Source organism: Mesorhizobium sp. M1227 (genome assembly GCF_040318315.1).
In the GTDB taxonomy this organism is placed as follows: domain Bacteria; phylum Pseudomonadota; class Alphaproteobacteria; order Rhizobiales; family Rhizobiaceae; genus Mesorhizobium.
In genome coordinates this window covers 218,972-243,410 of record NZ_JAMYLZ010000005.1, presented here as the reverse complement: position 1 = coordinate 243,410, position 24,439 = coordinate 218,972, and the positions used below count along the sequence as shown (strand labels likewise).

Here is a 24,439-nt window from a genome sequence, read left to right as displayed (position 1 = left end):
TCCAATACATCAGCGGTCCTCATCGAGAAATTCCGCAGCTGGAGGTCGAATGGAGCAGACGTGGCGATGGTTTGGGCCGAGCGACGCAGCAACGCTTGCCCATGCCAGGCAGGCCGGCGCGACCGGCATCGTGACGGCACTGCACGACATCCCTTACGGCGAAGTCTGGCCGATCGACGCCATCAGGCAGCGCCAGGCGCTTATCGAAGCGGATCCGGCGATGGGCCTGAAATGGAGCGTCGTCGAGAGTGTGCCCGTGCACGAGGACATCAAGCTGGGCCGCGGCGATCTCGACCGGCTCTACGACAATTTCAGGCAGACCTTACGCAATCTCGGCGCCTGCGGTGTGCGCACGGTCTGCTACAACTTCATGCTGATCCTCGACTGGACCCGGACCGACCTGGCTGCGCCGCTGCCGGGCGGCGGACGGGCGCTCCGCATGAACATGCACGAGCTTGCCGCGTTCGATTGCTACATGCTGCAGCGCAAGGGATCGGAGCGCGACTATGCGTCCGATGTTCTCCAGCGGGCGAGCGAATGGTTCGAGACGACGCCGGATACGTCAAAAGAGCGTCTGCTCGCCAACATCATGGCCGGCCTGCCGGGCGCCTTCAAACGCTACGACATAGCAGAATTGCGCGAAGTGGTGGCCGAGCAGTCGGGCCTGTCGCACGACCGGCTGCGCGAGAACCTCGTCCGTTTTCTCGAAAACGTGCTGCCGGCGGCCGAAGAGGCGGGCGTCACGTTGGCGATCCACCCGGACGATCCGCCGCGCGATCTCGTCGGCCTGTGCCGGATCGTCAAGAACGCCGACGACATCGCCCTTATCCTGGACGCCGTGCCATCGGCCCATAGCGGCCTCACCTTGTGCACCGGGTCGCTGGGCGCCAACCCGGCCAATGACGTGCCCGCCATCGCCAGGCGCTTTGCGCACAAGATAAACTTCGTGCATCTGCGCAATGTCAGCATGGACCCGGACGGCTCGTTCATGGAATCCGAGCATCTGAGCGGCGATGTCGACATGGTCTCGGTGGTCTCGATCTTGCTCGACGAGCAGCAACGCCGCCGCGATGCCGGTGAACCGGCGGCGCTGCTGCCGTTTCGCCCGGATCATGGCCACGAGCTGATTGATGACGCCGCGCGGCACACCCATCCCGGCTACCCCGTGATCGGCCGTCTTCGCGGCCTTGCCGAATTGAGAGGCGTGATGACAGCGATTGCCCATCAGCGCGGCTACCGGCTGCAATGACGGCGCCCCGCCTGCTCTGCGTCGGCGCGCTCACCTACGACACGATCTTGCGCCTCGATGTCCTGCCCTCCGGCGCCGGCAAGTTCCTGCCGAGCGAGGCCGTGCAGATCGCGGCCGGGATGGCGGCAAGCGCCGCCGCGTCAGCCAGCCGCCAGGGCGGGCAGGTCTGGCTATGGGCAAGCGTCGGCGACGATGCTGTCGGCCGCGATGTCATCGGCCAGATGGAGGCGGAGCGGGTCGACTGTTCGCTGGTGCGCAGGGTTGAAGGCGGTCGCTCGGCCATTGCCACGATCCTGGTCGATGCCGCCGGCGAGCGTATGATTGTGCCCTTCTACGATGCAATCACGCAAGCCGATCCTGACCGTCTTCCGCCCGCGGATTTTTCCCGCTTCGACGCCGTGCTGGTTGATGTCCGCTGGCCCGGAGCCGCGGCCCTGGCGCTGGCGAAGGCTCGCGAGTGCGGCATCCCGGCGATCCTTGACGCCGATGTCGCGTCGCGACCGGTGCTCGACCGGCTACTGCCGCTCGCCTCGCATGTCGTTGCTTCGCTGCCGGCGGCACGCATCCTTTGCGGTCCAGAGGTTTCCGCCGGTTCCGCCGTCGCCATTCTCGGCGAACGGACCGGCGCCTTCGTGGCGGTCACCGATGGGGCGAACGGCACCGCGTTCCGGCACCCGGGCGGCAATGATGTCCGTCATCTGCCGTCGCCGCGGGTCGAAGCCGTCGACACCCTGGCGGCAGGCGACGTGTTTCACGGCACCTTCGCTCTCGGTCTGGCCGAAGGTTGGGACGAAGAGCGGGCGGTAGCAGTGGCCAGCGCCGCCGCCGCGCTAAAGTGCCTGCGCTTTGGCGGACGTCTTGGCGCACCGACGCGCGCGGAAACGCTGGCTTTCATGCAAGGATCGACATGACGCCGAACACGGTTGGGCCGGTTCGGCAAAGAAGGGCACGTCAAGTGGCGCCGATCGACTACCATGGCAGTCGCTGCGCAACTGTTCGAGGGAGAATAAATGGCTGAGTTCAAAAAACGCGCACTGGTCACGGGGGCGGCCATGGGCATCGGCCGTGCTGTCGCCGAAAGGCTGGCCGGGCAAGGCGTCGACCTGATTCTGTTCGACCGGGCGGGCGATCAGCTGGATGACGTCGCGGCGCAGCTTTCGGCGCGCGGCGTGACCGTGCACACCGTGCTTGGCTCGACCGCCGACACTGAAGCCTGTGGCCGCGCCGTCGAGCTTGCCCGATCCGCGTTCGGCGGGCTCGACATGCTCTCCCACAATGCCGGCATCCAGCGTTACGGAACGGTGGAGACCACGGACGAGGCGCTTTGGGACGAGGTGATGAACGTCAACCTCAAGGCTGCCTACCTGCTCTCCCGCGCGGCGATGCCGCTGCTGCGGCAAAGCCGCGGCGCCATCGTCCATATGAGCTCGGTGCAGGGTCTGGCCAGCCAGGAAGGGGTTCTGGCCTACAGCACGGCCAAGCACGGCCTGATCGGGCTGGTCAAATCGATGGCCGTCGATTATGCGCCACTCGGTGTGCGCGTCAATGCCGTCGCTCCGGGCGCCGTCGACACGCCGATGCTGCGGGATGCGGTCAAGCTCAACGATAAGCCCGACGAGATCCTGCGCATCCTCGACAACATGCATCCGCTCGGCCGTACCGCCCAGCCGCAAGAGATTGCCGCAGTCGTCGCCTTCCTGCTGTCCGACGATGCCTCCTTCGTCACCGGCGAGGTCGTACGCGTCGATGGCGGCCTGCTGGCGCGCATCGGCGGTTCTCCGCGCAAGGAATAACGTCGGCGCTGCTGCTTGCGCAGGCATTTCATGAACGGCTTGAAGCTGCAGAGCCTATAAGGGGTCGCCGATGGCACGGCTTTTGGGAACGCGGACCATCACCGAGGGGCGGCTCGACGAAACCGCCCCCGGCGCTTCAGTCGCGGCTAGGACGTTCGAGGTTTTGCTCGACCAGATCCTGACCTTCCGCCTGAAGCCGCACGAGCTGATTTCTGAAAAGGCGATGTCGGAAGCCCTCGGCGTGAGCCGCACGCCGGTCAGGGAGGCGCTCGCCCGGCTGGCCGGTCTTGGCTTGATCGACATTTATCCGCAGCGCGGCAGCATGGTGGCGCCGCTCCGGATTGCCGATCTCGAGAAATCGCAGTTTCTGCGCGAAGCGCTCGAAGTCGGCCTGATCAAGCGCGCGGTCGAGAGCCCGCGTCGCGCCGAACTGCTCGCCATGCTCAAAGGCGAACTGGCGGTCCAGGAGACGTTCGCCTCCATCGCGGACGACAGGCGCTTTTTCAAGTCGGACGAGCTGTTCCACCAGCACATCGCCAGCCATGCCGGCTTCCCCGGAATCTGGGCCGACATCAGCGCGGCGAAGCTGCACATGGACCGCTTCCGTTTCCTGTCTTTCCCGCGCCTCGACAGCATGTCGGTGGTTCTCGGCCAACATCGGCGGATTGTCGATACGCTCGAGCAGGCCGACGCGCTTGCGGCGGAAGAGGCGATGCGAACGCATCTTCGCCGCATCTTCGAGGTGCTCGAAATCGTCCAGGAGCGCTATCCCTATTATTTCGAGGCAAACGGCAGTGTGAGCCCGCTTTCGGCCGGCTCAATCCAAGCCTGAGCCTTTCTTGCGCGCTTCCGAAGGTGTCTTGGTCTTGCTGCCGGATGTGTCGGAAGCTGGCTCGGCTTTGCGATTTTGACCCTCACCGCCTTGCTCGTTGCGGAGCTGCTTTTCCACTATCGATCGCGATCCTTCCGCCGGGTCTTGTTCAGGATGAGTATCGGTTCCCGTCATGTCGGTTCCTATCCATTTTGATCAATTGCGTGCGGCGTGGGCTGACCTCCGCCGCCGGTTCTGTCGCGCCCGATCATCAGCCAGGCGGCGAACAGCACGACCAGTACGACCACGATCCAGGCGACGAAACGAGGCATCGGCCTCATGTCCCTCGCCGCCGCTTGCTGCCGCGTGCCTCCGGATCGGAGCCGGCCTCGACCGTTGGATCGGGCACGACCGGGCCGCGTTCGGCCTCGGAACCCTCAGCTTCGATCTCCTGCACGGCCTGATCCCAATGCTCGCGCTCGCGTCCTTGCGGACGGCCTTCGCGCTCCCAGATCTCATGGGCTCGCTGCCTGATACGCTCTTCCCTGTCCATGGCCTTTGCCTCGTCATCCCCTAATCCGGCGATCGCTGGTTTGTTCCGCGGTGCCAGCGCAGTTCATCGCGATTCAGTTGACCTGATCACCCAGCGCTCTAGATCAAACTTCGCGCCGAAGTCGCCTGGTGCCGGGGAGAACAATCGTGTGGCAGCAACGCTACAAGCACGTATTGTAAATGCCGTTACAGCCGTCGGTTCTCGACCAGACCGCCTGCGCTTGCTGCTGATAATATTTGTAGTGACGGCATGCTCGCCTTCCGGCCAGGTCGAGCAGCAGTCGAAAACCGCGGCTTCCGCCACACAGACCGCATCGCTGGTCCTGGAGAGCTGGATCGCTGGGGAAGCCCCGTCGGAATACACGTCGCGCACTTTGCAATCGGCCGGCAAGGCGCTCGCCGATGCCGGTGCGCAAATCCAGTCCGGCAAGTCGCCTGAGTCCAGCGGGCAAGCCGGTCTGAAGCTGGCGGTTGGACGGCTTTCGGCAGCGGTAATTCGCGCGGCGACGGCCGTGCAGAACGGCAACCGCTCGGAAGTGGAACACGCGCAGCAGGATCTGCGGGCCGCCGCCGCCGACCTGAGCACGTCCTACGCGAAATATTTCGCGCCGAAATCATGAAGAAGCTGCTCGAAATATCGCTCGGCGTCGTCACCAGCGTTGGCGGCTTTCTTGAGGTCGGATCAATGGCGACCGCCGCTCAGGCCGGCGCCGCGTTCAGGTTTCAGCTGATATGGGCCGTCGTCCTGGGCACGATCTGCATCATCTTCCTGGTCGAAATGGCCGGACGCTTCGCCGCAGTTAGTCATCACACCATCGCCGACGGGATCCGGGAACGGTTTGGCTTCAACGCCTTTCTGTGGCCGTTGCTCGCCACTTTGCTGGTTAACTTCCTGGTCATGGCAGCCGAAATCGGCGGTGTTGCGATTGCGCTCGAGCTCGCCACCGGCATCGGCTTTCAGTGGTGGGCGCTGCCGGTCGCTTTTCTGGCATGGCTGTTCCTTTGGAAAGGCACGTTCGGATTCATCGAAAAAGGCGTCGCGATCCTCGGGCTGGTCACGCTGTGCTTCGTGGTTGGCGCCGTCATGCTGAAGCCCGATTGGGGGCAGGTCGCGGCCGGGGCCGTGCCAACACTGCCGGATCACGACGCGGCCAACTACTGGTTCATGGCAGTCAGCATTCTTGGTGCGTCGATCTCGCCCTATCTGTTCATGTTCTATTCGTCGGGAGCGATCGAGGACGAGTGGGACAAGAGCTATCTCGGAGCCAATCGGGCGATTGCCGGCCTGGGCATGAGTTTTGGCGGCACAATCGCTATGGGTGTGCTGATTGTGGCGGCGCTCGTTCTGGCAGCACACGGCATAGTGCAGGTCGACGACTACCACCAACTGCCGCTGATGCTGATTCAGATCTTCGGTTTCTGGGGGTTCGTCCTGTTCGTTGCGTCACTAGGCATTGCCTGCTTCGGCGCCGCGCTCGAAATCGGCCTGCAGCAAGCCTACCTTGTGGCGCAGGGTTTCGGCTGGACCTGGGGCGAGAACCTGAAACCGCGCGACGACCCGGGTTTCAGCACCGTGTATACGGTCTCGCTGTTTCTCGCCGCCATTCCGATCGCACTGGGTCTCGATCCGCTGAAGCTCACCATCTTCTCCATGGCGCTGACGGCCGCCAGCCTGCCGCTAACCGTGGTGCCGTTCCTCTTCCTGCTGAACGACGAGCGTTATATCGGCGAGCACCGCAATGGCATCATCGCGAATGCCGCGGTTATCTTCATCATCGCGCTCGGTTTCTTGCTCGCGATCGTGACCATTCCTTTGCAGATGTTCGGAGGCACGTGATGGATTTGCTGCGTGACATCCTGGACAAGCAAGTGGTCGACCGCGAGCAGGTCAAGATCGGCAAGGTTGACGGGCTGGTGGCCGAACTCAGGCCAGGCAAGCCGCCAAAAATCATTGCGGTCGAGCTCGGCTCGATCACGCTGGCGCGCCGGCTTGGCCAGCGGCCCGGGCGCTGGATGGCGCGGCTTGCGGCAAGGCTCGGCGGCAAGCGCCATGCCGAGCCGCACCGCATCGCCTGGAACAAGGTGCGCGACATCGGCGTCGACATCGAGTTCGATATCGACGTCCGCGAAACGGCGATTTTCGACTGGCAGGACTGGCTGCGCGATCATGTCATTGGGCGTATCCCGGGAGCTGGATGATGGCTACTATCAATCTCGAGCAATTGGCTGGCAGGAATGTGCTTTCGCAGCGCGGCAAAAGCATCGGTCATATCGAGGAGATACGCGCAGAATCGGATGGCGACGACCTGGTGATTGCCGAGTACCATGTCGGCATCTACGCGGCCTTCGAGCGTCTGTCCGCTTCGGCCATCGGCATTGCGGTCCTCAATGTCTTTCGACTGCGCAGTCGCGACAGCATGTACCGCATCCCTTGGGACAAGCTCGACATCTCCGATCCGGCGCGGCCGCGGTTGTTATGCACGACGGAAGAACTTTCCGGTATGAAGGGGAGTATCGAGGGCGATAAACCGGAATGAACGATACTTTCCCGCCGTCGGAGAATGGGGTCCAGTGAAAGTCCTGGTTACCGGCGCCACCGGCCTAATCGGTGCCTCCGTCGTGGCACGCCTTCTTTCCGAAGGACATGAGGTGATCGGATTGGTCCGCAGCCCCGGCGCAAACCGGACCGGCAATTATCAATTGCTGGTGCTGGACATGGCGGTGGCGCTGCAGCCCGAAGACTGGCTACCGCATCTCAGGGGCATAGACGCCGTCGTCAATTGTGCCGGCGTTCTGCAGGATAGCCCTCGTGAAAAGACGCGCGAAGTCCATCGCGAGGCGGCGGCAGCACTCTTCCTCGCCTGTGCGCGGGCAGGGGTTGCCCGGGTGATCCACTTCTCGGCAATCGGCGTCGATCGGGCGCAGCCTTCGGCATTCTCGGCGACGAAGCTGGCTGGCGACCAAGCGCTTATGGCGCTTGATCTGGATTGGGTGATCCTGCGCCCGTCCGTGGTGCTCGGCCGGCCGGTGTTTGGGGCCAGCGCATTGTTTAGGGGTCTCGCCTCGCTGCCGGTGCTGCCGTCCATGCCCGGCACCGGCCCGCTCCAAGTGGTGCAGCTCGACGACGTGGTCTCAACCGTCGTCTTCCTTCTCGATCCCGCCAGTCCGTCTCGCATCGTGCTGGAACTTGTCGGTCCCGAACAGCTGAGCATGGACGAGGTCGTCGGCAGCTATCGCCGATGGCTCGGCTGGGCTCCTGCAGCCAGGTTTGTCTTGCCGGCGGCTGTTGCAAGGCTTCTCTACCGCCTCGGCGACCTTGCCGCGATGTTCGGCTGGCGTCCACCGATGCGCACCAACGCGGCCAGAGAGATTGCCCGAGGAGCGGTTGGAGATCCCTCGGACTGGACCGCCACGACCGGCATACGCCCGCAAACCCTGGCGGGCTTCCTCGCGCTCAATCCGGCAACGGTGCAGGAAAAATGGTTTGCCCGGCTGTATTTCATCAAGCCTGCGATCTTCGTCGTCCTGCCCTTCTTGTGGATCGTGACGGGAATTGTGTCGCTGACCACCGGCTACCGCAGCGGCGTCGATCTGATGCAAGGCACGGGGGCGGGCATCTTGTCGCCGCCGATCGTGATAGCCGGTGCTCTTGCCGACATCGCCGTCGGCGCGCTCCTAGCCTGGCGGCCGGCGGCGCGAAAAGGCCTCTATGGCGGCATCGCGCTCTCGCTCTTCTACCTGGTCGTCGGAAGCTTTCTGAGCCCCGAGCTGTGGAACGACCCGCTTGGGCCGTTCCTCAAGGTGTTGCCGATCCTGGTGCTGCACTTTGTGGCCTTGGCAGTGCTGGAGGAGCGTTGATGCTCTATTTCCTGCTGAAATTTCTGCATGTCATCGGCGCATCCGTGCTGCTTGGTACCGGCGCCGGTATCGCTTTCTTCATGTTGCTCGCCCACAGGACCGGCAATGCCGCGACGGTTGCGGCGGTGGCGCGTGTCGTCGTCGTCGCCGACTTCCTTTTCACCGCGACGGCCGTGGTCGCGCAACCTTTGACCGGAGCCGCGCTCGCCTGGCAGGCCGGCTACTCGCTGTCGGAGGGCTGGATCGTACTTTCGATCGCGCTCTATATCTTCACCGGAATGTTCTGGCTCCCGGTCGTCTGGATGCAAATGGAGATGCGCAAGCTGGCATCGCAAGCCGCCGCTGCAGGCGCGCCGTTGCCGCCGCGCTATCATCGGCTCTTCTGGCTGTGGTTCGCCTTCGGCTTCCCCGCCTTCGCTGCCGTACTCGGGATTTTCTGGCTGATGATCGCGCGGCCTGCGATCGACTGGTGAAGACAGGCCGCGTGCAGCTGCCGGGATGAGCGATGACATTCATTTCAGCGAATAGAGATAGGCCGCAATATCCCGCGCCTCCTGCTCGGAAATTCTGGTCGAAGGCATTGCCGTGTGCGGATTGACCTCCCTTGCGGCGCGTATCCAACGGACCATATTTCGCGGGTTGTTGGACAATACGCCGCCGATATAGATCCGGGTGGCCAAGCTGGCGTCGAGGCGTGGACCAACCAACCCTTGTGCGCTGGGAACGCCGGTGATCGTGTGGCATCCGGCACAGCCATTGGCCATGATGATTGGTATGGCGCGGGCGCCAACACCGCCGGTTGCATTGTCGGCCTTCTGCTCCACTCGACGGCTTTGCTCGAAGTACAACGCGATCCCGGCCAGGGCTGCAACAAGCACGACAATTGCCGCGGCGCCGAGGATGGGTCCGGACGGAGTGAAGCGCGATGTTGCGCGCACGCCGATGCTGCCAGGGGCATTGTCCGTCTTATGCGCGACCCTGGTGAGGCGCTCCGGCCACAACGTCAGCGCCGCCCAAGCTGCGGCCAGCACGGCAATTGCCGTCCCGGCACCAATGACCAGCTTAGACAGCCTGGAGCGCATGCGACGCCTCCCATCTTCTCTGTCCACTTGAGCGAATCCACAGACCGGCCAGCAGCAACGCGGCTCCGCCATAAATCAGGCCGGCCGGAACCCACATCACCAAGCCGGCGAGCTGCTGGTCCTCGAGCGGGCTAAGGCCCCACAATTCCGCGCCGGCTGCGTTTACCGGGTACCACAGCCTTGGCGAGACCAGCAGCAGCACCCCGAGCAGGCCGGTGTGCAGCGAGGTGAAAAAGAGGTGCATCACTGCGCTGCCGTAGGCTTGTTCGCCGCCTGAACGCGGCAGCAGCACCCACCAGAACAGCAGCCCCGTACCGAAGAAGCTGGCATGTTGCGCATAATGCAGGACACCCTGTGCAAGCGCCGCCTCGAACAGCGCCGGAACGTGCCACGCCCATATCGCGACGCCGTGCAGGAAGGTCGCGGCTAGAGGACGGCTGACAGCGGCCCAAACGGCTCGAAGCACCTTCGCCTGCCCGGCTGCGCCAAATGCCAGCCGCAGCTTGATCGGCAATGCCCACATCATCGCCGCCGCTGGACGGGAGGCGACCAGCAGGGGTGCCGCCACCGCCATCAACAGCTCGTGCTCGATCATGTGGGCGGTGAAAACGCGCTCACCGAATTCGTGGAGCGGGCTGACCAGTGCTGCCGCCAAAATGGCCCAGCCGGTCGCAAACAGCAGGGCTTGCCGCAACCGCAACGGGCGGCTGCGGGCACTCCGCCGCCACAGCCGAAAGGCGCCTGCCGCGTAAAGCAGTGCGACCATGGTTAGCGGCAGCGTGATCGGCAACGCCAGCGTCAAGCCGGCCCGCGGGGCGCCGGCACCGTAGCAGATCGAGGTCGAGAAGAGCGCGTCGAAGCTCATCGTAGGCAGCCGTCAACAATGAGCGAAGCCGCGCCTTGCATGACGATTACCAGCGCAAACAGCACCGCGCTGAGAATGCCGATATTGGCGACGAAATCCTCGGTGCCGCGCGTACGATCCGGTTTAAAGGCGGCGCCACCTTGCTGTCGCGCCCGCCACGAAAGCACGCCGCCGAGCAAGGCCAGCACTGTCAGCACCAGCGCAATGACCGGTATGACGGGAATGCCGTGGGCGCACTGCCACTCCACGAACGCATAATTCAGTTGCGTCGACACCGCCCAGGCCAAAGGCCCGGACAACAGCCCGCCCCATGATGTGCCCAAGCGAAGCGCACGCATCTCAGTCAAGCCTCGGCATCCAGTAGATCAACAGATAGATCGGAATCCAGGTCGCGACCACGAAATCCCAGTAGAAGACGTTGTCGCCAACGTCCCCGAAACGCCGGCCGCTATAGCCATGGCGCGTGAACATCAGGACCGTCAGCACCAGCGTGTCGCCGACGTCGGTAATCAGGTGCGTTGTGTGAAGGCCGAGCAGGACCCACAGCATCGAGCCGTACGCATTGGTATCCCAATAAATGTTGAGGGCCGGAAATTCGAACCAACGCACGACAAGCGGTGCGATACCGAGCAGCGACATGACGATCAGGCCGATGCGCACGGGCACCATGGCACAGGCTTCGGCGTAGCTGTTCAGTATGTGATTGGGCACCACGCTGGCGAGCAGCAACAGCGTGACGATGGTGCCCGGCCAATGGTTGGGCGGCGGCACGCCCAATGGCCATTTGGGCGACAGATAGGCGAGGTAAAGATAGGTGCCTGCGGCGAGCGCGAAGCCGGTGCCCTCCAGCGCCATGAAGGCGAGAGTGCCCCACCAGGTCGGGCTGCGCGGTCCGATCCCGAAGGTCGGGAGTTTGGAAAGATCGGCGACAGGATGCTGTTTCATTCCTCATCCTCCGGATCGCCTTTCGGCCAGAACCAACCGATCAAAGTGATGGCGATCGGCCCGGCTCCCCAGACCACCGCCCACGGGCTGAAGATCGAATAGAGAAAGGTGGCGCCGACGGCGAGCGCGGCGAACAATGGCCAGATCGACGGCGTCGCCGACTTCTCGCGCACATCTGGATGCGCCTCTGCCACGGTCGAAATGACAAGTTCGCGCGCGTCGACGCGAAGCCCGGTCGCGACAGGCAGCGTGTCACGTTCGGCCCAGAGCAGCTCGGCGTGGGTAACCACCGGGATCCGAGCGAAATTATAGCTCGGCGGTGGAGAGCTCGTCGCCCATTCCAGCGTGCCGGCATTCCAGGGATTGTCCCCGGCCGGGGCGCCCCTCGAGGCGCTGTACACCAGGTTTATAGTGAACAGAACGAAGCTTAGGAACAGGATGACCGCGCCGGCTGTGATGAACAGGTTGATGTTGCCCCAGCCGAGTTCCACCGGATAGGTGTAGACCCGCCGCGGCATGCCCCACAGGCCGACAATGTGCATCGGAAAGAACGCCGCATTGAAGCCCAGGAAGGCAAGCCAGAAGTGCCAGCGTCCGAGACGTTCGCTCATCATCCGGCCGGTGATCTTGGGGAACCAGAAATAGGTCGCGCCGAGCAGCGGGAACACCGACCCGCCGATCAGCACGTAATGGAAATGCGCGACCACGAAATAGGTGTCGTGCACTTGCAGGTCCAATGGCACCGACGCCAGCATCACCCCAGTCAGGCCGCCCGCGACGAACGTGAAGAAGAAGCCGAACATGAACAGCAGCGGCGTCCTGATTATCGGGCGTCCGTCCCACAATGTCGCCAGCCAGCAGAAGATCTGCAGCCCGTTCGGGATGGCGATCAGCATGCTCGAGGCGGTGAAGAAGCTCGCGCCGAGCTTGGGCAGACCGGTTGCGAACATGTGGTGAACCCACAGGCCGAACGACAGAAAGCCGACTGCGATCAAGGCCAGTACCATGCCCAGATAGCCGAATACCGGACGCCGGGCGAAAGCGGCGATGATCGAGGACACCATGCCGGTAGCCGGCAGGAATATGATGTAGACTTCGGGGTGGCCGAAGAACCAGAACAGGTGCTGGAACAGCAATACGTCGCCGCCCTCGGCGGGATTGAAGATATGGGTGCCGACCAGCCGGTCGAGGATCAGGAACGTCGACGTGATCATGACCGCCGGCATGGCGAACACGATGACGAAGGAGGTGACCAGCATCGCCCAGACATAGAGCGGAATCTTGTCCAGCGACATGCCCGGCGCACGCTGCTTCAGCACGGTGACGATGGTGGCAACCGCGACCGCCAACGACGACACTTCGGTATAGGTGATCATCTGCGCCCACACGTCGGAACGCTTGCCTGGCCCGAATTCAGGACCGGACAGCGGCACGTAGGAGAACCAGCCGACGTCGGGCGCCATGTCAAGTGCAAACGACACCCAGGCGAAGAGGCCACCGGAGAGATAAATCCAGAAGCTGAATGCATTGAGGCGCGGAAAGGCGATGTTGCGGGTGCCGACCATCAGCGGCACGAGATAGATGCCGGTCGCCTGAACGATCGGCACCGCAAACAGGAACATCATCGTCACGCCATGCATGGTGAACAGCTGGTTGTAGCGGTCCGGCCCGATCAGCCCGCGCTCCGGCCCCGACAGTTGGATGCGCATGGCAACGGCGCTGAGGCCACCGAAGCACAGGAAGGCGAAAGCGGTAATCAGGTAGCGCCGCGCGACAATCTTGTGGTCGACGCTCGAGAGCGCACCGATGATGCCCGGCGCCGTCTGCCATGTCCGCGCCAGCCAGCGGTCAAGGCTGGAGTCGTCGAGGCCGGTGTCGCGAGGACCGTCGCGCTCGGGGGCCAGGTCTCCTTTGCCGGCCGCTGCTCGCTCGCCGGCGAGCCGACGCTCACGGGCCACGTCGGCGCTGCTCATTTCAGGCCCTCGAGATAGGCGACGATCGCATTCAGTTCGTCCCCGTCCAGTCGCACCACCGGCATGTGGGCGCCTGGCTTGATCCCCTGCGGATTGGCTATCCAGGCTGCGAGATTGCCGCGGCTCATTGTCAGCGTGCCGGCAGCGAGCGTTTGCCGGCTTGCGATATGCGTGAGGTTTGGGGCGACCGTGCCGCCGGCGATGGTGCCGCCGATCTTGTGGCACATCACGCAGGGCCGTTTGAGGAACAGGTCGTGGCCGGTTTTGGCCTCGGCCGACACGGGGGCGGCCGCCGGCCGCAGCTGATCGTTCAGCCAGGCATCGAAGACGGGCCGAGGTTCGGCGATGATGAAGGTGCTCATATTGGCATGCTGCGCGCCGCAGAACTCGGCGCACTGGCCGCGATAGACGCCGGGCTTGTCAGCCTTCAGATCGAGAACGTTCTCGTGGCCTGGAATGAGGTCCAGCTTGCCCGAGAGGTTCGGCACCCAGAAGGAATGGATGACGTCGGTCGAGGTCACTACAAGCCGCACCGGCTCGCCCGCTGGAATGTGGATTTCATTGGCGGTCGTCAGGATGCGCTTTGGCTGATCGTTTTCGTAGCGCACCTCCCACCACCATTGATGCCCGGTCACCCGGATCGTCAGCGCCGCATCCGAGCCAATGGCGGCGAGCGTCCGGTTAGCGAAGTAGCTCAGCAGCGTCAGGCCGACCAGGATCAGGGCGGTAGCGGCGAGTGCGGCGACGACAATTCGCATCTTGCTGCGCTCGGCGGCAGCGTCGAGGACAAGCGGATCGCCGACCGGCAGCGGGCGCCGGGTCAATGGCACGATCAGCACGGCCATCACCAGAAGCCAGACCACCGTGCAGAGTGCTGTAAAGAACCAGATCAGCCATGCGAGCTCGTTCGCGGCCGGGCCCTTTGGGTCGAGCGCGGATTGCCAGCCGCTGCATCCTGCGAGGACCAGGATGCAGGCCGTGCACCCGCACACCGTCCAGACACCGCGGCTCACGGCGACTTCCCCAGCGTCGTGGCGTCCGGCAGGCGATTCTCGGATGGATGGGGCATCATGTCGTCGTCGCGGCCCGGCGCGGCGGAGGACGGTGCGTTGCCGCTAAGCGCCCGGACGAAGGCGGCAAGCTCCCAGATCTGGTCATCCGGGATCGTGTCGCGGAAGCTCGGCATGCCGTTGGGCCGGCCGTCCCTGATCGTGGCGTGGATGCTTTCGATCGAGCTGCCATAGAGCCACTTCTGGTCCATGAGCGCCGGGCCCATGCCGCCGCCGCCATTGGCATGGCAGCCGGAACAGTTGAACCAGTTGAACAGACGCTTGCCCTCGCTGAGGTGGAAGGCGTTGGCCTCGAACACGCCGGCCTTGCTGTCGGACGAGGTCGGCCGTTGGCCGCCCGGCTCGAGGGCAGTCACGGCTGCCGGTTGATCGCCCGAGCCGAGCGCCGATTGTGGACGCGTGTCGCGTTCCTCACGCTGGCACCCGGCAACCGCGAGGATCGCGAACACCAGCAAGGGAAGACCGCGCTTCATTTCAAGGCGCTCCGACAGGATCGAGGCGGGGCACCTGGTAGGTCGCCAGGATCGCGTCGATCTCGGCGCGGTGTCTGGTCAGGGCGGCGTTCACCTCGTTGCGCAGCGTATCGTCGCCACGGCGCACGCCCATCGAGATGTCGTAGATCATCGGCAGTTGCGGGCCGTCCACGCGCGGCGAAACCGGCGTGATCCGCAGCGCCACCTTCTGCCTGGATGCAAAGTAGCCGGCCAACGGCCCCCAGACGACGGCCATATCGATGTCGCCATTCGCGACCGCCTCAATGATGCGCGCTGGCGGGTTCGGCGCCGAATAGTCTCCATAGACGGGGAAACCGATGAGATGGCCGACGATGCCACGACGGCCAAGCGCCTGGACGGGGGGCGAGTTGGCGCCATCGTCGCCGATCAGCTGGACGCCGATGTGCAGATCGCGCAGGCGAGGATCGTTGAAGGACGTGATTTCCGGCGCATCCTTGCGTGTCACGAACACATAGGAAGACCGGTAGTAGGGCGCGGTGGTGCGCAGCATCTCGAGATTAGCGGGCGCGCCGGGCACCAGATCGCATAGCCCGGCCTTCAGCGTGTTGCGGACGAAGCCACGGCGCTGTGCCCACCATGTGTAGGAAACAGTCGCGCCAAGCTCCGTCGCGACGAGTTCGGCGATCTTGTTTTCAAAGCCCTGCCTGGCGGCATTGGAGAACGGCATGTTGTTGGGATCGGCGCAGATCCTCAATTCGCGCGCATCGGCAACGGCGGCGACGAGCGAGAGCGCCAGTGCGCCGACCGCGGCGCCAAACCGCCGGGAAGATTTTCTCCGTGCGCGCGCAACTCGGCCGGTCGTCTCAAGGGAGCCGGAACACATACAGCGTACCTCCCGGCGTGGTTACATCCTTCAGATCCTTCATGACGTTGACGAAGCCGAGCGCGGCGGTGGCGTCGCGCGGATCGAGATCGCCGGATATGATCGCGCCGGCCCAGCCGCCGACGCCCGAAAGAATCGCGACATATTGGTGCCCATCCGGGCCGCGATAGGTGATCGGCTGGCCGATGATGCCGGACGACGTCTTGAACTGCCACAGCAGTTCGCCGGTCCTGGCGCTGACCGCCTTGAACCAGCCTTCCATAGTGCCATAGAACACGACGTTGCCGGCGGTGGCGACGGCGCCGCTCCACACCGGAAAGTTCTCCTTCAGGCTCCACGCCGGCTTGGCGGCGGCGACATCCCAGGCGGTGAAAGCACCGCGATTGCCGCCCGGCCCGGGGATCATGCGCACGTTCATGCCGACATAGGGCGTGCCGGCGATGTAATTCACTTCGACGCCCTCTTCGTCCATGCAGAGATTGTTGTGCGGGATGTAGAGCAGACCGGTCTTGGGCGAGAATGCCGAAGGCTGCCAGTCCTTGAGGCCCGATGCGGTCGGGCAGATGTCGCGCACAACCTTGCCGGTGCCGGTCTTCTTGTCCGGATTTACAATCAGCCGGCCGGTCTTGAGGTCGACGCCCGTGCTGGAATTGACGGGCCCGAAGGGGACTGCCGACAGGACCTCGCCTGTGGTGCGATCCAACAGATAGACGTAGCCGTTGCGTTCCGGTCGGACCAGCACCTTGCGGGGCTTGCCCTGCCAGGTCATGTCGAGCAGCACCTGTTCGTTGATGCCGTCGTAGTCGTGCAAATCGTGCGGGGTCCATTGATAGAACCATTTGGCTGCGCCGGTGTCGGGATCGCGGGCAAAGATTCCGGCGGTCCATTTGTTGTCGCCGGGCCGCAGATCCGGATTCCACGGACCGGGATTTCCGGTGCCATGGAAGATCAGGTTTAGGTCCGGGTCATAGGAGATCCAGCCCCACACATTGCCGCCGCCGATCTTCCAGGCGTCGGGCGGCCACGACGTCACGCCGAGATCCTTGCCCTTGTCCATGTCGTAATGCGGCTTGAAATCGGGGCCGATCAGCACCTCGGCGTCCGGGCCGGTATTGTAGGCCGTCCAGACGACGTGCCCGTCGCTGGCGTCGAGCGCCTTGATCCAGCCGCGTACGCCCATTTCGCCGCCGGAATTGCCGACCAGAACTTTGCCCTTCACCACCAGCGGCGCCATGGTGATGGTCTCGCCGATATTGATGTTGCCGATATGGGTGTTCCAGACCGGTTTGCCGGTGGCCGCATCGACGGCGATGGCATGGCCATCGAGCGTGTTGAAATAGATGCGCCCTTCGAAGAAGGCTGCACCGCGGTTGACCACGTCGCAACAGGCAACTCCCTGCGCGGCGGGCTCGGGGTTGGGCTCGAATTTCCACTTCATCGGCGCGCCGGGCTTGGTAAGGTCAAGCGCATAGAGGATGTTGGGGAAGGGCGTCACGATGTACATCGTGTTGCCGACGACCAGGGGCGCGGCCTCCTGGCCCTTGTTGACGCCGGTCGAGAAGGTGAAGGCCACCTGCAGGTTCTTGACATTGTCCTCGGTGATCTCCGCAAGTTCGCTGTAGCGGGTCGAGGCGTAGTTCTTTGCCGGCATCGCCCATTGGCCGTCGTCGGGCGGAGCAGCTGCGGCCGGCGGATTTATCGCAAAGCTTGACGTTGACTGAGCAACCGCCGCGGTAGTCAGCGCGAAGCCTGCCAGCAGCGTCCATCCCAGCATCGCAGCCAATGGCCTCTTTCCCCTTTTGCCAGGCACCCTATTTTTCGCCGCCACCAGTCGCGCTTGCCTCATTGGCTGTCGAGTTTGCCGACATTGGCGCAGAGCTCCACTAGCTGCCGCTGCGCCGTGTTTGTTGAACACTCTCCAACGCGTGAGCGGCGCAGAAGTGCCAAATGCAACGAAATAAATGTCGGATTCGGTTGGCCAAAGTCGGCGGCCGGGCGCTTGGGACAGCCGATCCGAATGTTAGCGCTCAAGTCGGAAGTAAATCTATTCCCGGTGGTCCGGGTTCGGCTGGAACGGAGCGGCGCTTTTCGCAGTTGTGTCGAATGCTGTCTGCAGTCGAGCAACTGGCTCAATCGGTAAAAGAGCGGCGAGCGATCTTGTTCGTTGGAGCCGGGGTGTCGATGAGCGTCGGCTTGCCGTCCTGGCAAAAGCTCATCCAACACATGCAAAAAGAGCTCGGTCTGGACGAGGATACGATCGGTGCGCCGGAGGCCAGCTATCAGGCGCTTGCCGAATACTACCGGCTCAAGCAGGGGAGCCTCGGCCCTTTGCGCAGTTGGATGGATCGTGAGTGGAGCGTCTCGCGGGAAGAAGTGCAGCGGTCGGCAATCCACAAGCTCATCGTATCGCTCGATTTTCCGATCATCTACACGACAAACTACGACCGAAATCTCGAAGTTGCCTTCGAGATCCATAGCCGGCCCTTTGTGAAAGTGGCCAATGCGAAGGATTTGCCCAAGGCCACTGGCGAGGTGACGCAGATCATCAAATTCCACGGCGATTTCGACGACGACAAATCTTTGGTCCTGGCGGAGACCGACTATTTCGACCGGCTTTCGTTCGATTCGCCGCTCGACGTGAAATTTCGGGCCGACGCGCTCGGGCGCACCATCCTGTTCATCGGCTACAGCATGTCCGACATGAACATCCGTCTGCTGCTGCACCGGCTTTGGCAGACCTGGCGCCGCTCCGGCTATGACAAGAATCGCCCGAAATCCTTCATCTTCATGTCGCAGCCGAGCATCGTCCAGGAGGCTGTCCTCGGCCGCTGGGGCATCGATATGCTGACCGAAGAGGCCGACGATCCTGAGGACGCGCTGCTCGCGTTCCTGAACGAACTCAAGGATAGGGTGGGCCGGCCCGACGGCGCCTGAAAAGCCTGCGCAGCGACGAAGCAGTGGGGAACCGGTTGGCCCGATGTCAGTTGGGGAGGCTAAGTCTCACGGGATCAAGCCTGTATGAGCGGAGGCAAACACAAGCGCAGAGTGCATGCCAAAGACGGCCTGTCGGCCGAGCAGGCCTATGAGGTCAATTTCTTTGCCCGCAGGTGCGGCCTGACCAGGGACGAGGCGCTCAAGATGATGCGAGATGCCGGTCGGTTGAAGGACGGCGCGAAGGCCTCCTACGAAACCGGGGCGAAGTAGCGGCATGGATCCTGCCTCGTGGGCGGCCTTTCTCGGGACGGTCATTCTGATGCAGATGCCGCCGGGGCCTGACAGTCTGCTGGTGATGGCGCGTGGCGTCGGGCAGGGCCGTGACGTTGCCCTGTTCACCGTCCTGGGAATGACCATCGGCGCCGGCATGGTCCAGTTGCCACTCCTTGCCCTCGGCATATCGTCGCTGCTCCAGGCATCGCCCCTTGCCTTTGCCATGCTTCGATGGATGGGCGCAGCCTATCTCGTTTGGCTTGGATCGCGTCTGGTGCTGCTGCCGTCGGCCGGCGTCGCCGTCGAGGAGCCCCGCAGTGTCGGGCCGCTTGTGGCCGCACGCGAAGGAATGATCGCCAATCTGATAAATCCCTGGCCGATAACCTTCATGGTGGCATTCCTTCCACAGTTCGTCGATCCCGCGCGCGGATCGGTCACACTGCAATTGCTGCTGCTCGGCGGCAGCCAAAAAATAACCGGTGTGCTCGTGCTGGGCACATATGCGCTCGCTTCCGGTACGCTCGGGGCCTGGATCATGAGACGACCGAAGGTAAGGCTCTGGCAGCAGCGCGTGGCAGGCTGCTTCGTCGTCTGTCTCGGTATCCGCATGGCAGTCGGTGGTGGCGCGCACCGCTGAGGATCGAGCGATGCAGCGGCCGCCGATGGAACATCCGCCGACAATTTTCGTTGACATGCTCCACAGGCGAGAGGTCGAGCATGTCGAAGTTCCAAGCCGCTACCCCGGAGCGTTTGCAGCAGCTCAGGCTCGAGGCGACAGCGCACTTTGCGCCACTCATACTGCGCGAGGCGCTGGTGCGTCTCTGCCGAGCGTGTGGAAGCGAGAGCCTCGAACGGTTCGAGAAGACCATGGTTGACCAAATCGAGGCATCGCGTGACGAAAAGGCCGATTTCGACACAATGAAGGAATTTGCCATCGAACAGCTCTATGGCTGGATTCGAGAAGTCAGGTCTTCACCGGACATGACACAGCCGCTGGAGAATGTAGACATCCGAAGGACCCCTGGCCGCTCGGAAGAGCCGCAAACGCTGGAAGACCAGTTGCAGGCGGGTCTGGAGGATTCTTTCCCGGCAAGCGACCCACCGGCTGTTGTGTCCACCGCGATTCCCGGCGGATCGAAGAAGCTGGTCGGAACCGACGAGGTCCTCAGGCAGCAGCGGGAGAAAAAGGCCGAGAACGCCAATCATTCGCGATAAACCAAGCTTTGGACGGAACTGCCGGGAAGCAGCGTGCACCCGCTGTCCGACATGAAGGCTGTCAGGCCACGCGCGTCATGCGCCTCGCCTTCGGCAAGAATGTTCGCCTCCCAAGCGGCGTCGACAAATGCTTGCCGCGCTTTGGCGGCCGTAATTTCACCGGTCCGGGCGCGATTCAATACATCAGCGGCCGCCTGCGCCAGCGGAGCATTGCGCGCCGGCCATTTCTCGCTTTTCAGGCAATGTACTGCTTCGAAAACGGAACTGACCAATCGCGATCGCCCAGGCTTGCCGAAATAGATGCAAACAGGGGTATCGAACTCTGTTCTCAGCACCGTATTCCTCCCGGTTCAACCAAGGTGGTCGCTTCAAGCAAGCTGGGCGTCTTCAGGGTCTACACGGCCGTCCGATGGGCGTTTCAGCCAAGCGTCGTGGGCCTTCGCAGCTGTTGTGGGGCGTGCTGGTGTTTCGGCTGCGATATCGTAGGCCAGAATGCCCGCCTTGCGGGCGAATGTATCGAACGCCGCGCGCACCGCCTCGACGTCGACCTCGTCAGCCAGCCCGGCGCGACAGGCGTCGAACGCCGCCTTGTGCGCCGGACCGCGGCTCGGCCATTCGTTTAAGACGTCATAGGCCTGCCAGATATTCTCGACATGGCGAGGGAAACCAAGGCCGACGAGAATTGGAACGGGGCGGCCAAACGATTTTTTTGTCATCTGTGTCTCCGCGAAAGAGCCTGTCGCATCAACGTCCGGGGCGGACACGAGGCTCATGCTCTTTAACGCGGGATTGCTGCACGGGTTGCAGCAGGTTTGTTCGATCGTGCGCAGCCGGTCACTTGTTGGTCCGCATCTTTTGCCGGGGATTGATACCGCCTTGCGGCGTGGTGTCGTTCTCGACATCGCCTTCGAACGTATTGTTGCCCTGATCGAGCCGGTCGCCCTCCTTGATCGTGCCCCTGGAACTGCCGATGCCGGGATCGTTGGCAAGATCGCTATCGGCCGGCGTTTTGCCTTTGGCGTGCTTGTTTCCTGTCATGGACTCCTCCTGTTTCTTGAGGTGGCGGGCCGCCCTTGAGGTCGCAGCCAAGGCTCGCTGCGAGATCGCATTTCGACGCGCCAAATGTCGGCGCCCGAATTTGTCGGACGACCTTGATTTTGAACTCCGCGATCCCGATGGTTGTTCCGTCAAAAATATCGCCGTCGGCCGGGATTGCTCAGCCAAGTCCTCTCCGGTTTCTGGAGCCGAGTGCTTTCGCCAACCGGAACGATCTTTCGCCCAATGCATTTAACTGGTCTGCGCTCACGAACTCATTCTGGACGGGAGCTGGACCATTGCCACCTGCAGCCTACGCCTTGGCGACTCGCGAAACCGAAGAAGTTTCCATCGTCGACCTCATACCCGCTTTGAGGGCTTTCGCCCGCACCTTCTGCCGCACCCCCGATGATGCCGACGACCTGGTCCAGGAGACGCTGACCAAGGGCTTGGCCAACATTGACAAGTTCGAAGCTGGAACGCGCATGAAGTCATGGCTCTTCACGATCATGCGCAACACCTACTACACGCGTGTCAGGGCCGCGGTGAGGGAAGCGCCCGGCCTGCTCGACTGCGCTTCGCTGCGGCCGATCTCGGAAGCGACGCAGGAATGGTCCGTACAGGGCAAGGAGGTCCACCAGGCCATCCAGAGCCTTCCTGAGCACCAGCGCGAGGTTCTGATGTTGATAGGCGTTCTGGGCGTCAGCTATGAGGAAACGGCCGAAATATGCGGTTGCGCGGTGGGAACCGTGAAGAGCCGGCTCAACAGGGCACGCGCCGGCGTGCTGGAATACCTTGGCGAAAGTTCCTCGCAAACCCTGATGGAAAGGCGCAGCTATCTGTCCGAAGGACAACTGGACTTCGAAGCCGAGAGGCGCCGCTAATACACGTCACGTTAGTTGCTGGTCTCGCGCAAGCGCCTTTCGACAAGCGCATGCTGCAACTCGATCGCAAGTTTGGTCAGCCGGTCAGGAACCCTTTCCTGTTCGATGGCCGCAAGCAAGGAAGCGATTTCCCGGTCTATCGTCAGATCGGCACGCGTGCTGACAGAATCTTCCCTTGAGCGAGACATCGCGTTCTCTTGGCAAATGTTGGTCCCTTCACCTCACTCTGGTGGCAACAGTGCGAGTTTGCAAGAATTTGCAGGCCATCCATGCGACCGGCTTCGGTCCTTGCACAGCTTCGTCAGCGGTTGGCCTCTCGCTGCGTTTCAATTGCTCGCCGGCTGCAAGCCATATGCCGCCGCAACGATCAGTCTTCAGGCCGCCGATCCGCCGAATGATCCTGGTACTGCTCGGACTTGACCCGATTGCCGTCGAGCCCACGCTCCTTGGTGTGCTGCTTCTTGTCTCTGTTGGACAGAACGGCGTTCTCTCCGATCTTGTCCTTGGGAAGATCGGTCATCGCGCCAGCGCCAGCGCCTTTGCCGTGACTGCCGCGACCGATGTGTTTCTTGCTTCCGGACGCCATCTTGTCCTCCTTCATACCGTCGAATAGCGGCTTTTCCCGTTCGGCATCCGAACCATCGTTGGGCCGCAATGTTCCGCCGGAAATGGTAAGCAGGAAGGCATCGCCGTCCCAGTGCCGGAACGGCTTTTCGCCGTCGACGAGGACTTGCATGCCATTTGCGTTGGCGAAGTTATGGACATCGGCGCGATCCAGCGCCGGCGATCCGCGATATGAATAATTCAAAAGCGCGGCCATCCCCGGCCTCTTCAGCACGCGCGCGATTTCCACGAAATGTCGCTCCGCAAGGCCGGCCAGCACCAGATAGGGAAAGCTGTCGACGGCCAGTACGCGGTCGAAGCTGGCATCGCAAAAATCGGCAAGATCGAAACCGCGCGTAGGGCGGAATTCTACGTTGCCGAGCCCGGCGCATCGCCGGCGGGCGATCGAGATCATCGCTGGGGATATATCGCTGCCGACGAGCCGGTGCGATAGAGCGGAGAGCGCGCTTTCGAAGCGACCGATACCACAGCCGATATCCAGTATGTCGTAGTCGGTACCGGTAAAGCCTCGCCTCTCCAGCCATGCAACGATCTCAGCCGTAGCGGCAGAGAGCTTTTCCTCATTGCCCAGCGATGACAGCTGGACGCTCGCCGCCGGGGAGATCGCCGCCGCCGCGTCAAACCCGGCCGCCAGCCGCTTGACGACCGCATCGTCGGTCTCGTCCTCGCCACGCCCGTGCCGAACGGCACCACCTGTTTTGCGCAGCGTGGCGAAGATCTCGGGCCTGCGCCGAAGCAGGTCGGCAATCCGTTGCAGTTTTGCCGTGTTTCGCGGGTCAGCCGAGTGCGTGTTTTGCGCAATCTTCGCCAATTCTGCAGCATCGATTCCTGTCTCGAGACGGAGAGCCAGCCTGGCGATGACGGCTTCGACGCCGGTACCGTCTGCCATGCAATCCTCCAGCACCCGCCTTGCTGATATCGACCGCCGAGATTCCGGCTGCGTCGCGCTCATCGCCCTTTGCTCCGCGTCCAGATCTTGCGCATCGTCCACCGGTCTACGGCGCCCCAGCTGTACTTGTAGGCCTCTTGTCCGCGCAGAAAATCGAACTCTTCCGCGCCTTCGCAGATCGCCTGCCTTATCGCCTGGCCGATGAGCAGCGCGCCGGGACTTTCCTCGGCATAGGCCGGATCGAAGCCACCGAGATAAGCGCAAGCGCGGCCACGATGATGGAACCCGTAATAGGCGCCCACGATCGCGTTACCGATCGTGATAAGCCAGCATCGGGCAAGCACCTGTGCGACCAGCTGCGGCAGCGCCTGACGGTGGAATGCTTCAACGCGGGAATCGGACAGAACCCCGTCGCCGTGTCCGGCCCAGCGCGCGCGGTGAAGGCGGATCAGGTGGTCCAAGAATGTCTGCGGATCGGACAGAGCGGGTTCGATGGAGACACTGCCGCGTCTCGACGCGGCCCTGTGGGCGCGCCGCAATTGTCGCCTCCGCCGTGCCGGAACGCAGCCTTGAAGCGTCTGGTCGCCGGCGAGGGCGAGCACCGGGCAAGCGGCGTGACCGACGGGTTGGCACGATTCGAGCGCGGCATGCCTGATGGCAAGGCCGGCGCCGCCGCGAGGCAGATCCTGCAAGATCCACTGTGACCAGCCGACGGAAAGAACGGCGCCACCGATGACTGCGCCGACCGGTTCGGCCATCTCGGGAAGACAAAGGACATCCAGATAGTCGCTCAACGAAATGCCGAGCGGAAGCAATCGCGCGCCGGCGTCGTGGCGTTCCAGATAGAGTGGCGCCAGGCCGACCAGATCGTCGCCACGCCAGACGGCGACCGTCGCTAGCTCGCCGGGAGCAAATGTCCGCCACCATGGCAGCAACCATGCGGGAGACTGGAACGGCGTCGCCGAGGGACTGCGCGACCAAAGTTCCCACCAGTGCGGCTCGAGGGCTTCGAGGTCCGCCGGATCGTCGATGATCTCACTGCGGAGCAT

At 63.2% G+C, this 24,439-nt stretch carries 33 protein-coding genes and 1 pseudogene; 16 read left to right on the top strand and 18 right to left on the bottom strand.

Annotated features, from left to right (window positions below; genetic code table 11):
* Positions 1 to 49 precede the first annotated feature (49 nt).
* From uxuA to NKH28_RS10205, 4 genes are all read left to right on the top strand, one after another.
* On the top strand, positions 50 to 1,249 hold the full coding sequence (gene uxuA, locus NKH28_RS10220; RefSeq protein ID WP_352473434.1) for a mannonate dehydratase: 1,200 nt from the start codon (positions 50 to 52) through the stop codon (positions 1,247 to 1,249).
* Positions 1,246 to 2,160, top strand: a complete 915-nt coding sequence (locus NKH28_RS10215) for a PfkB family carbohydrate kinase (protein ID WP_352473433.1) — start codon at positions 1,246 to 1,248, stop codon at positions 2,158 to 2,160. Before uxuA ends, NKH28_RS10215 begins: the two co-directional genes overlap by 4 nt.
* 99 nt (positions 2,161 to 2,259) lie before the next feature.
* Positions 2,260 to 3,042 carry an SDR family NAD(P)-dependent oxidoreductase gene (locus NKH28_RS10210; RefSeq protein WP_352451506.1) on the top strand — a complete coding sequence of 261 codons (783 nt, stop codon included), beginning with the start codon at positions 2,260 to 2,262 and terminating at the stop codon, positions 3,040 to 3,042.
* Between the two features lie 70 nt (positions 3,043 to 3,112).
* Positions 3,113 to 3,874 (top strand): GntR family transcriptional regulator, encoded by a 762-nt coding sequence (locus NKH28_RS10205; protein WP_352473432.1) that lies wholly within the window; start codon positions 3,113 to 3,115, stop codon positions 3,872 to 3,874.
* On the opposite strand, the gene NKH28_RS10200 is transcribed toward NKH28_RS10205, so the two are convergent.
* The 3 genes from NKH28_RS10200 to NKH28_RS10190 are packed head-to-tail and all read right to left on the bottom strand — an operon-like array spanning position 3,860 to position 4,406.
* Positions 3,860 to 4,048: a hypothetical protein gene (locus NKH28_RS10200; RefSeq protein WP_352473431.1), complete on the bottom strand. Its 189-nt coding sequence runs from the start codon at positions 4,046 to 4,048 to the stop codon at positions 3,860 to 3,862. The genes NKH28_RS10205 and NKH28_RS10200 overlap by 15 nt on opposite strands.
* Positions 4,049 to 4,056: 8 nt before the next feature.
* The gene (locus NKH28_RS10195) at positions 4,057 to 4,185 is read right to left on the bottom strand and encodes a hypothetical protein (RefSeq protein WP_280952094.1); all 129 of its coding nucleotides are present in this window, start codon (positions 4,183 to 4,185) and stop codon (positions 4,057 to 4,059) included.
* A 5-nt stretch (positions 4,186 to 4,190) separates the two neighbouring features.
* A complete protein-coding gene (locus tag NKH28_RS10190; RefSeq protein ID WP_023676165.1) occupies positions 4,191 to 4,406 on the bottom strand; it encodes a DUF2934 domain-containing protein in 216 nt (71 codons plus the stop codon).
* On the opposite strand from NKH28_RS10190, the gene NKH28_RS10185 reads away from it, so the two are divergent.
* The 6 genes from NKH28_RS10185 to NKH28_RS10160 are packed head-to-tail and all read left to right on the top strand — an operon-like array spanning position 4,405 to position 8,736.
* Positions 4,405 to 5,025 carry a hypothetical protein gene (locus NKH28_RS10185; protein ID WP_352978720.1) on the top strand — a complete coding sequence of 207 codons (621 nt, stop codon included), beginning with the start codon at positions 4,405 to 4,407 and terminating at the stop codon, positions 5,023 to 5,025. The genes NKH28_RS10190 and NKH28_RS10185 overlap by 2 nt on opposite strands.
* Positions 5,022 to 6,242, top strand: coding sequence for an NRAMP family divalent metal transporter (locus tag NKH28_RS10180; protein WP_352473429.1), 1,221 nt, complete (start codon positions 5,022 to 5,024; stop codon positions 6,240 to 6,242). Before NKH28_RS10185 ends, NKH28_RS10180 begins: the two co-directional genes overlap by 4 nt.
* A complete protein-coding gene (locus tag NKH28_RS10175) occupies positions 6,242 to 6,604 on the top strand; it encodes a hypothetical protein (RefSeq protein ID WP_352473428.1) in 363 nt (120 codons plus the stop codon). The genes NKH28_RS10180 and NKH28_RS10175 overlap by 1 nt, the downstream gene beginning before the upstream one ends.
* Positions 6,604 to 6,942: a hypothetical protein gene (locus NKH28_RS10170; RefSeq protein WP_352473427.1), complete on the top strand. Its 339-nt coding sequence runs from the start codon at positions 6,604 to 6,606 to the stop codon at positions 6,940 to 6,942. Before NKH28_RS10175 ends, NKH28_RS10170 begins: the two co-directional genes overlap by 1 nt.
* Before the next feature lie 34 nt (positions 6,943 to 6,976).
* Positions 6,977 to 8,263, top strand: a complete 1,287-nt coding sequence (locus NKH28_RS10165) for an SDR family oxidoreductase (protein ID WP_352473425.1) — start codon at positions 6,977 to 6,979, stop codon at positions 8,261 to 8,263.
* Positions 8,263 to 8,736 carry a DUF2269 family protein gene (locus NKH28_RS10160; protein WP_352978717.1) on the top strand — a complete coding sequence of 158 codons (474 nt, stop codon included), beginning with the start codon at positions 8,263 to 8,265 and terminating at the stop codon, positions 8,734 to 8,736. The genes NKH28_RS10165 and NKH28_RS10160 overlap by 1 nt, the downstream gene beginning before the upstream one ends.
* A 39-nt stretch (positions 8,737 to 8,775) precedes the next feature.
* Here NKH28_RS10160 and NKH28_RS10155 read toward each other — a convergent pair whose 3' ends face one another.
* From NKH28_RS10155 to NKH28_RS10115, 9 genes are read right to left on the bottom strand one after another with little or no spacing between them, the layout of a single operon-like run.
* Positions 8,776 to 9,345, bottom strand: a complete 570-nt coding sequence (locus NKH28_RS10155; RefSeq protein ID WP_352768260.1) for a c-type cytochrome — start codon at positions 9,343 to 9,345, stop codon at positions 8,776 to 8,778.
* A complete protein-coding gene (locus NKH28_RS10150) occupies positions 9,326 to 10,210 on the bottom strand; it encodes a cytochrome c oxidase assembly protein (protein ID WP_352971128.1) in 885 nt (294 codons plus the stop codon). Before NKH28_RS10150 ends, NKH28_RS10155 begins: the two co-directional genes overlap by 20 nt.
* Positions 10,207 to 10,548: a hypothetical protein gene (locus NKH28_RS10145; protein ID WP_352971125.1), complete on the bottom strand. Its 342-nt coding sequence runs from the start codon at positions 10,546 to 10,548 to the stop codon at positions 10,207 to 10,209. The genes NKH28_RS10150 and NKH28_RS10145 overlap by 4 nt, the downstream gene beginning before the upstream one ends.
* Position 10,549: 1 nt before the next feature.
* On the bottom strand, positions 10,550 to 11,155 hold the full coding sequence (locus NKH28_RS10140; protein WP_352971123.1) for a cytochrome c oxidase subunit 3: 606 nt from the start codon (positions 11,153 to 11,155) through the stop codon (positions 10,550 to 10,552).
* Positions 11,152 to 13,128, bottom strand: coding sequence for a cytochrome c oxidase subunit I (ctaD, locus tag NKH28_RS10135; protein ID WP_352978715.1), 1,977 nt, complete (start codon positions 13,126 to 13,128; stop codon positions 11,152 to 11,154). Before ctaD ends, NKH28_RS10140 begins: the two co-directional genes overlap by 4 nt.
* Positions 13,125 to 14,141: a cytochrome c oxidase subunit II gene (coxB, locus tag NKH28_RS10130; RefSeq protein WP_352971119.1), complete on the bottom strand. Its 1,017-nt coding sequence runs from the start codon at positions 14,139 to 14,141 to the stop codon at positions 13,125 to 13,127. Before coxB ends, ctaD begins: the two co-directional genes overlap by 4 nt.
* Positions 14,138 to 14,671 (bottom strand): c-type cytochrome, encoded by a 534-nt coding sequence (locus tag NKH28_RS10125; protein WP_352978714.1) that lies wholly within the window; start codon positions 14,669 to 14,671, stop codon positions 14,138 to 14,140. The genes coxB and NKH28_RS10125 overlap by 4 nt, the downstream gene beginning before the upstream one ends.
* 1 nt (position 14,672) lies before the next feature.
* On the bottom strand, positions 14,673 to 15,536 hold the full coding sequence (locus tag NKH28_RS10120) for a substrate-binding domain-containing protein (RefSeq protein ID WP_352978712.1): 864 nt from the start codon (positions 15,534 to 15,536) through the stop codon (positions 14,673 to 14,675).
* Complete coding sequence (locus tag NKH28_RS10115; RefSeq protein WP_352978751.1) at positions 15,517 to 17,310, bottom strand: methanol/ethanol family PQQ-dependent dehydrogenase; 1,794 nt, start codon at positions 17,308 to 17,310, stop codon at positions 15,517 to 15,519. Before NKH28_RS10115 ends, NKH28_RS10120 begins: the two co-directional genes overlap by 20 nt.
* Before the next feature lie 329 nt (positions 17,311 to 17,639).
* Here NKH28_RS10115 and NKH28_RS10110 point away from each other — a divergent pair, with 329 nt between their 5' ends.
* The 4 genes from NKH28_RS10110 to NKH28_RS10095 all read left to right on the top strand — a co-directional run bounded on the left by NKH28_RS10110 (position 17,640) and on the right by NKH28_RS10095 (position 19,958).
* Positions 17,640 to 18,470, top strand: a complete 831-nt coding sequence (locus NKH28_RS10110) for an SIR2 family NAD-dependent protein deacylase (RefSeq protein ID WP_502906616.1) — start codon at positions 17,640 to 17,642, stop codon at positions 18,468 to 18,470.
* Positions 18,471 to 18,554: 84 nt separating this feature from the next.
* Entirely contained in the window at positions 18,555 to 18,740 is a 186-nt protein-coding gene (locus NKH28_RS10105) for a hypothetical protein (RefSeq protein ID WP_352978708.1), read from the top strand.
* Positions 18,741 to 18,744: 4 nt separating this feature from the next.
* Positions 18,745 to 19,380: a LysE family translocator gene (locus NKH28_RS10100; protein WP_352978706.1), complete on the top strand. Its 636-nt coding sequence runs from the start codon at positions 18,745 to 18,747 to the stop codon at positions 19,378 to 19,380.
* 80 nt (positions 19,381 to 19,460) lie between these two features.
* Complete coding sequence (locus NKH28_RS10095; RefSeq protein WP_352971107.1) at positions 19,461 to 19,958, top strand: hypothetical protein; 498 nt, start codon at positions 19,461 to 19,463, stop codon at positions 19,956 to 19,958.
* On the opposite strand, the gene NKH28_RS10090 is transcribed toward NKH28_RS10095, so the two are convergent.
* The 3 genes from NKH28_RS10090 to NKH28_RS10080 form a co-directional block, all read right to left on the bottom strand.
* Complete coding sequence (locus NKH28_RS10090; protein WP_352978704.1) at positions 19,946 to 20,293, bottom strand: DUF982 domain-containing protein; 348 nt, start codon at positions 20,291 to 20,293, stop codon at positions 19,946 to 19,948. The genes NKH28_RS10095 and NKH28_RS10090 overlap by 13 nt on opposite strands.
* Positions 20,294 to 20,326: 33 nt before the next feature.
* The gene (locus NKH28_RS10085; protein WP_352818920.1) at positions 20,327 to 20,674 is read right to left on the bottom strand and encodes a DUF982 domain-containing protein; all 348 of its coding nucleotides are present in this window, start codon (positions 20,672 to 20,674) and stop codon (positions 20,327 to 20,329) included.
* A 118-nt stretch (positions 20,675 to 20,792) separates the two neighbouring features.
* The gene (locus NKH28_RS10080) at positions 20,793 to 20,996 is read right to left on the bottom strand and encodes a hypothetical protein (RefSeq protein ID WP_292657608.1); all 204 of its coding nucleotides are present in this window, start codon (positions 20,994 to 20,996) and stop codon (positions 20,793 to 20,795) included.
* Positions 20,997 to 21,313: 317 nt separating this feature from the next.
* On the opposite strand from NKH28_RS10080, the gene NKH28_RS10075 reads away from it, so the two are divergent.
* Positions 21,314 to 21,877 (top strand): sigma-70 family RNA polymerase sigma factor, encoded by a 564-nt coding sequence (locus NKH28_RS10075; RefSeq protein ID WP_352488584.1) that lies wholly within the window; start codon positions 21,314 to 21,316, stop codon positions 21,875 to 21,877.
* Between the two features lie 50 nt (positions 21,878 to 21,927).
* On the top strand, positions 21,928 to 22,056 hold the full coding sequence (locus tag NKH28_RS10070; protein WP_352502174.1) for a hypothetical protein: 129 nt from the start codon (positions 21,928 to 21,930) through the stop codon (positions 22,054 to 22,056).
* Positions 22,057 to 22,244: 188 nt separating this feature from the next.
* On the opposite strand, the gene NKH28_RS10065 is transcribed toward NKH28_RS10070, so the two are convergent.
* From NKH28_RS10065 to NKH28_RS10055, 3 genes and pseudogenes are all read right to left on the bottom strand, one after another.
* A complete protein-coding gene (locus tag NKH28_RS10065; protein WP_023676213.1) occupies positions 22,245 to 22,463 on the bottom strand; it encodes a hypothetical protein in 219 nt (72 codons plus the stop codon).
* 225 nt (positions 22,464 to 22,688) lie between these two features.
* Positions 22,689 to 23,390 (bottom strand): annotated as a pseudogene (locus NKH28_RS10060) (class I SAM-dependent methyltransferase); the annotation flags it as partial.
* A gap of 59 nt (positions 23,391 to 23,449) precedes the next feature.
* The gene (locus NKH28_RS10055) at positions 23,450 to 24,439 is read right to left on the bottom strand and encodes a GNAT family N-acetyltransferase (protein WP_352818925.1); all 990 of its coding nucleotides are present in this window, start codon (positions 24,437 to 24,439) and stop codon (positions 23,450 to 23,452) included.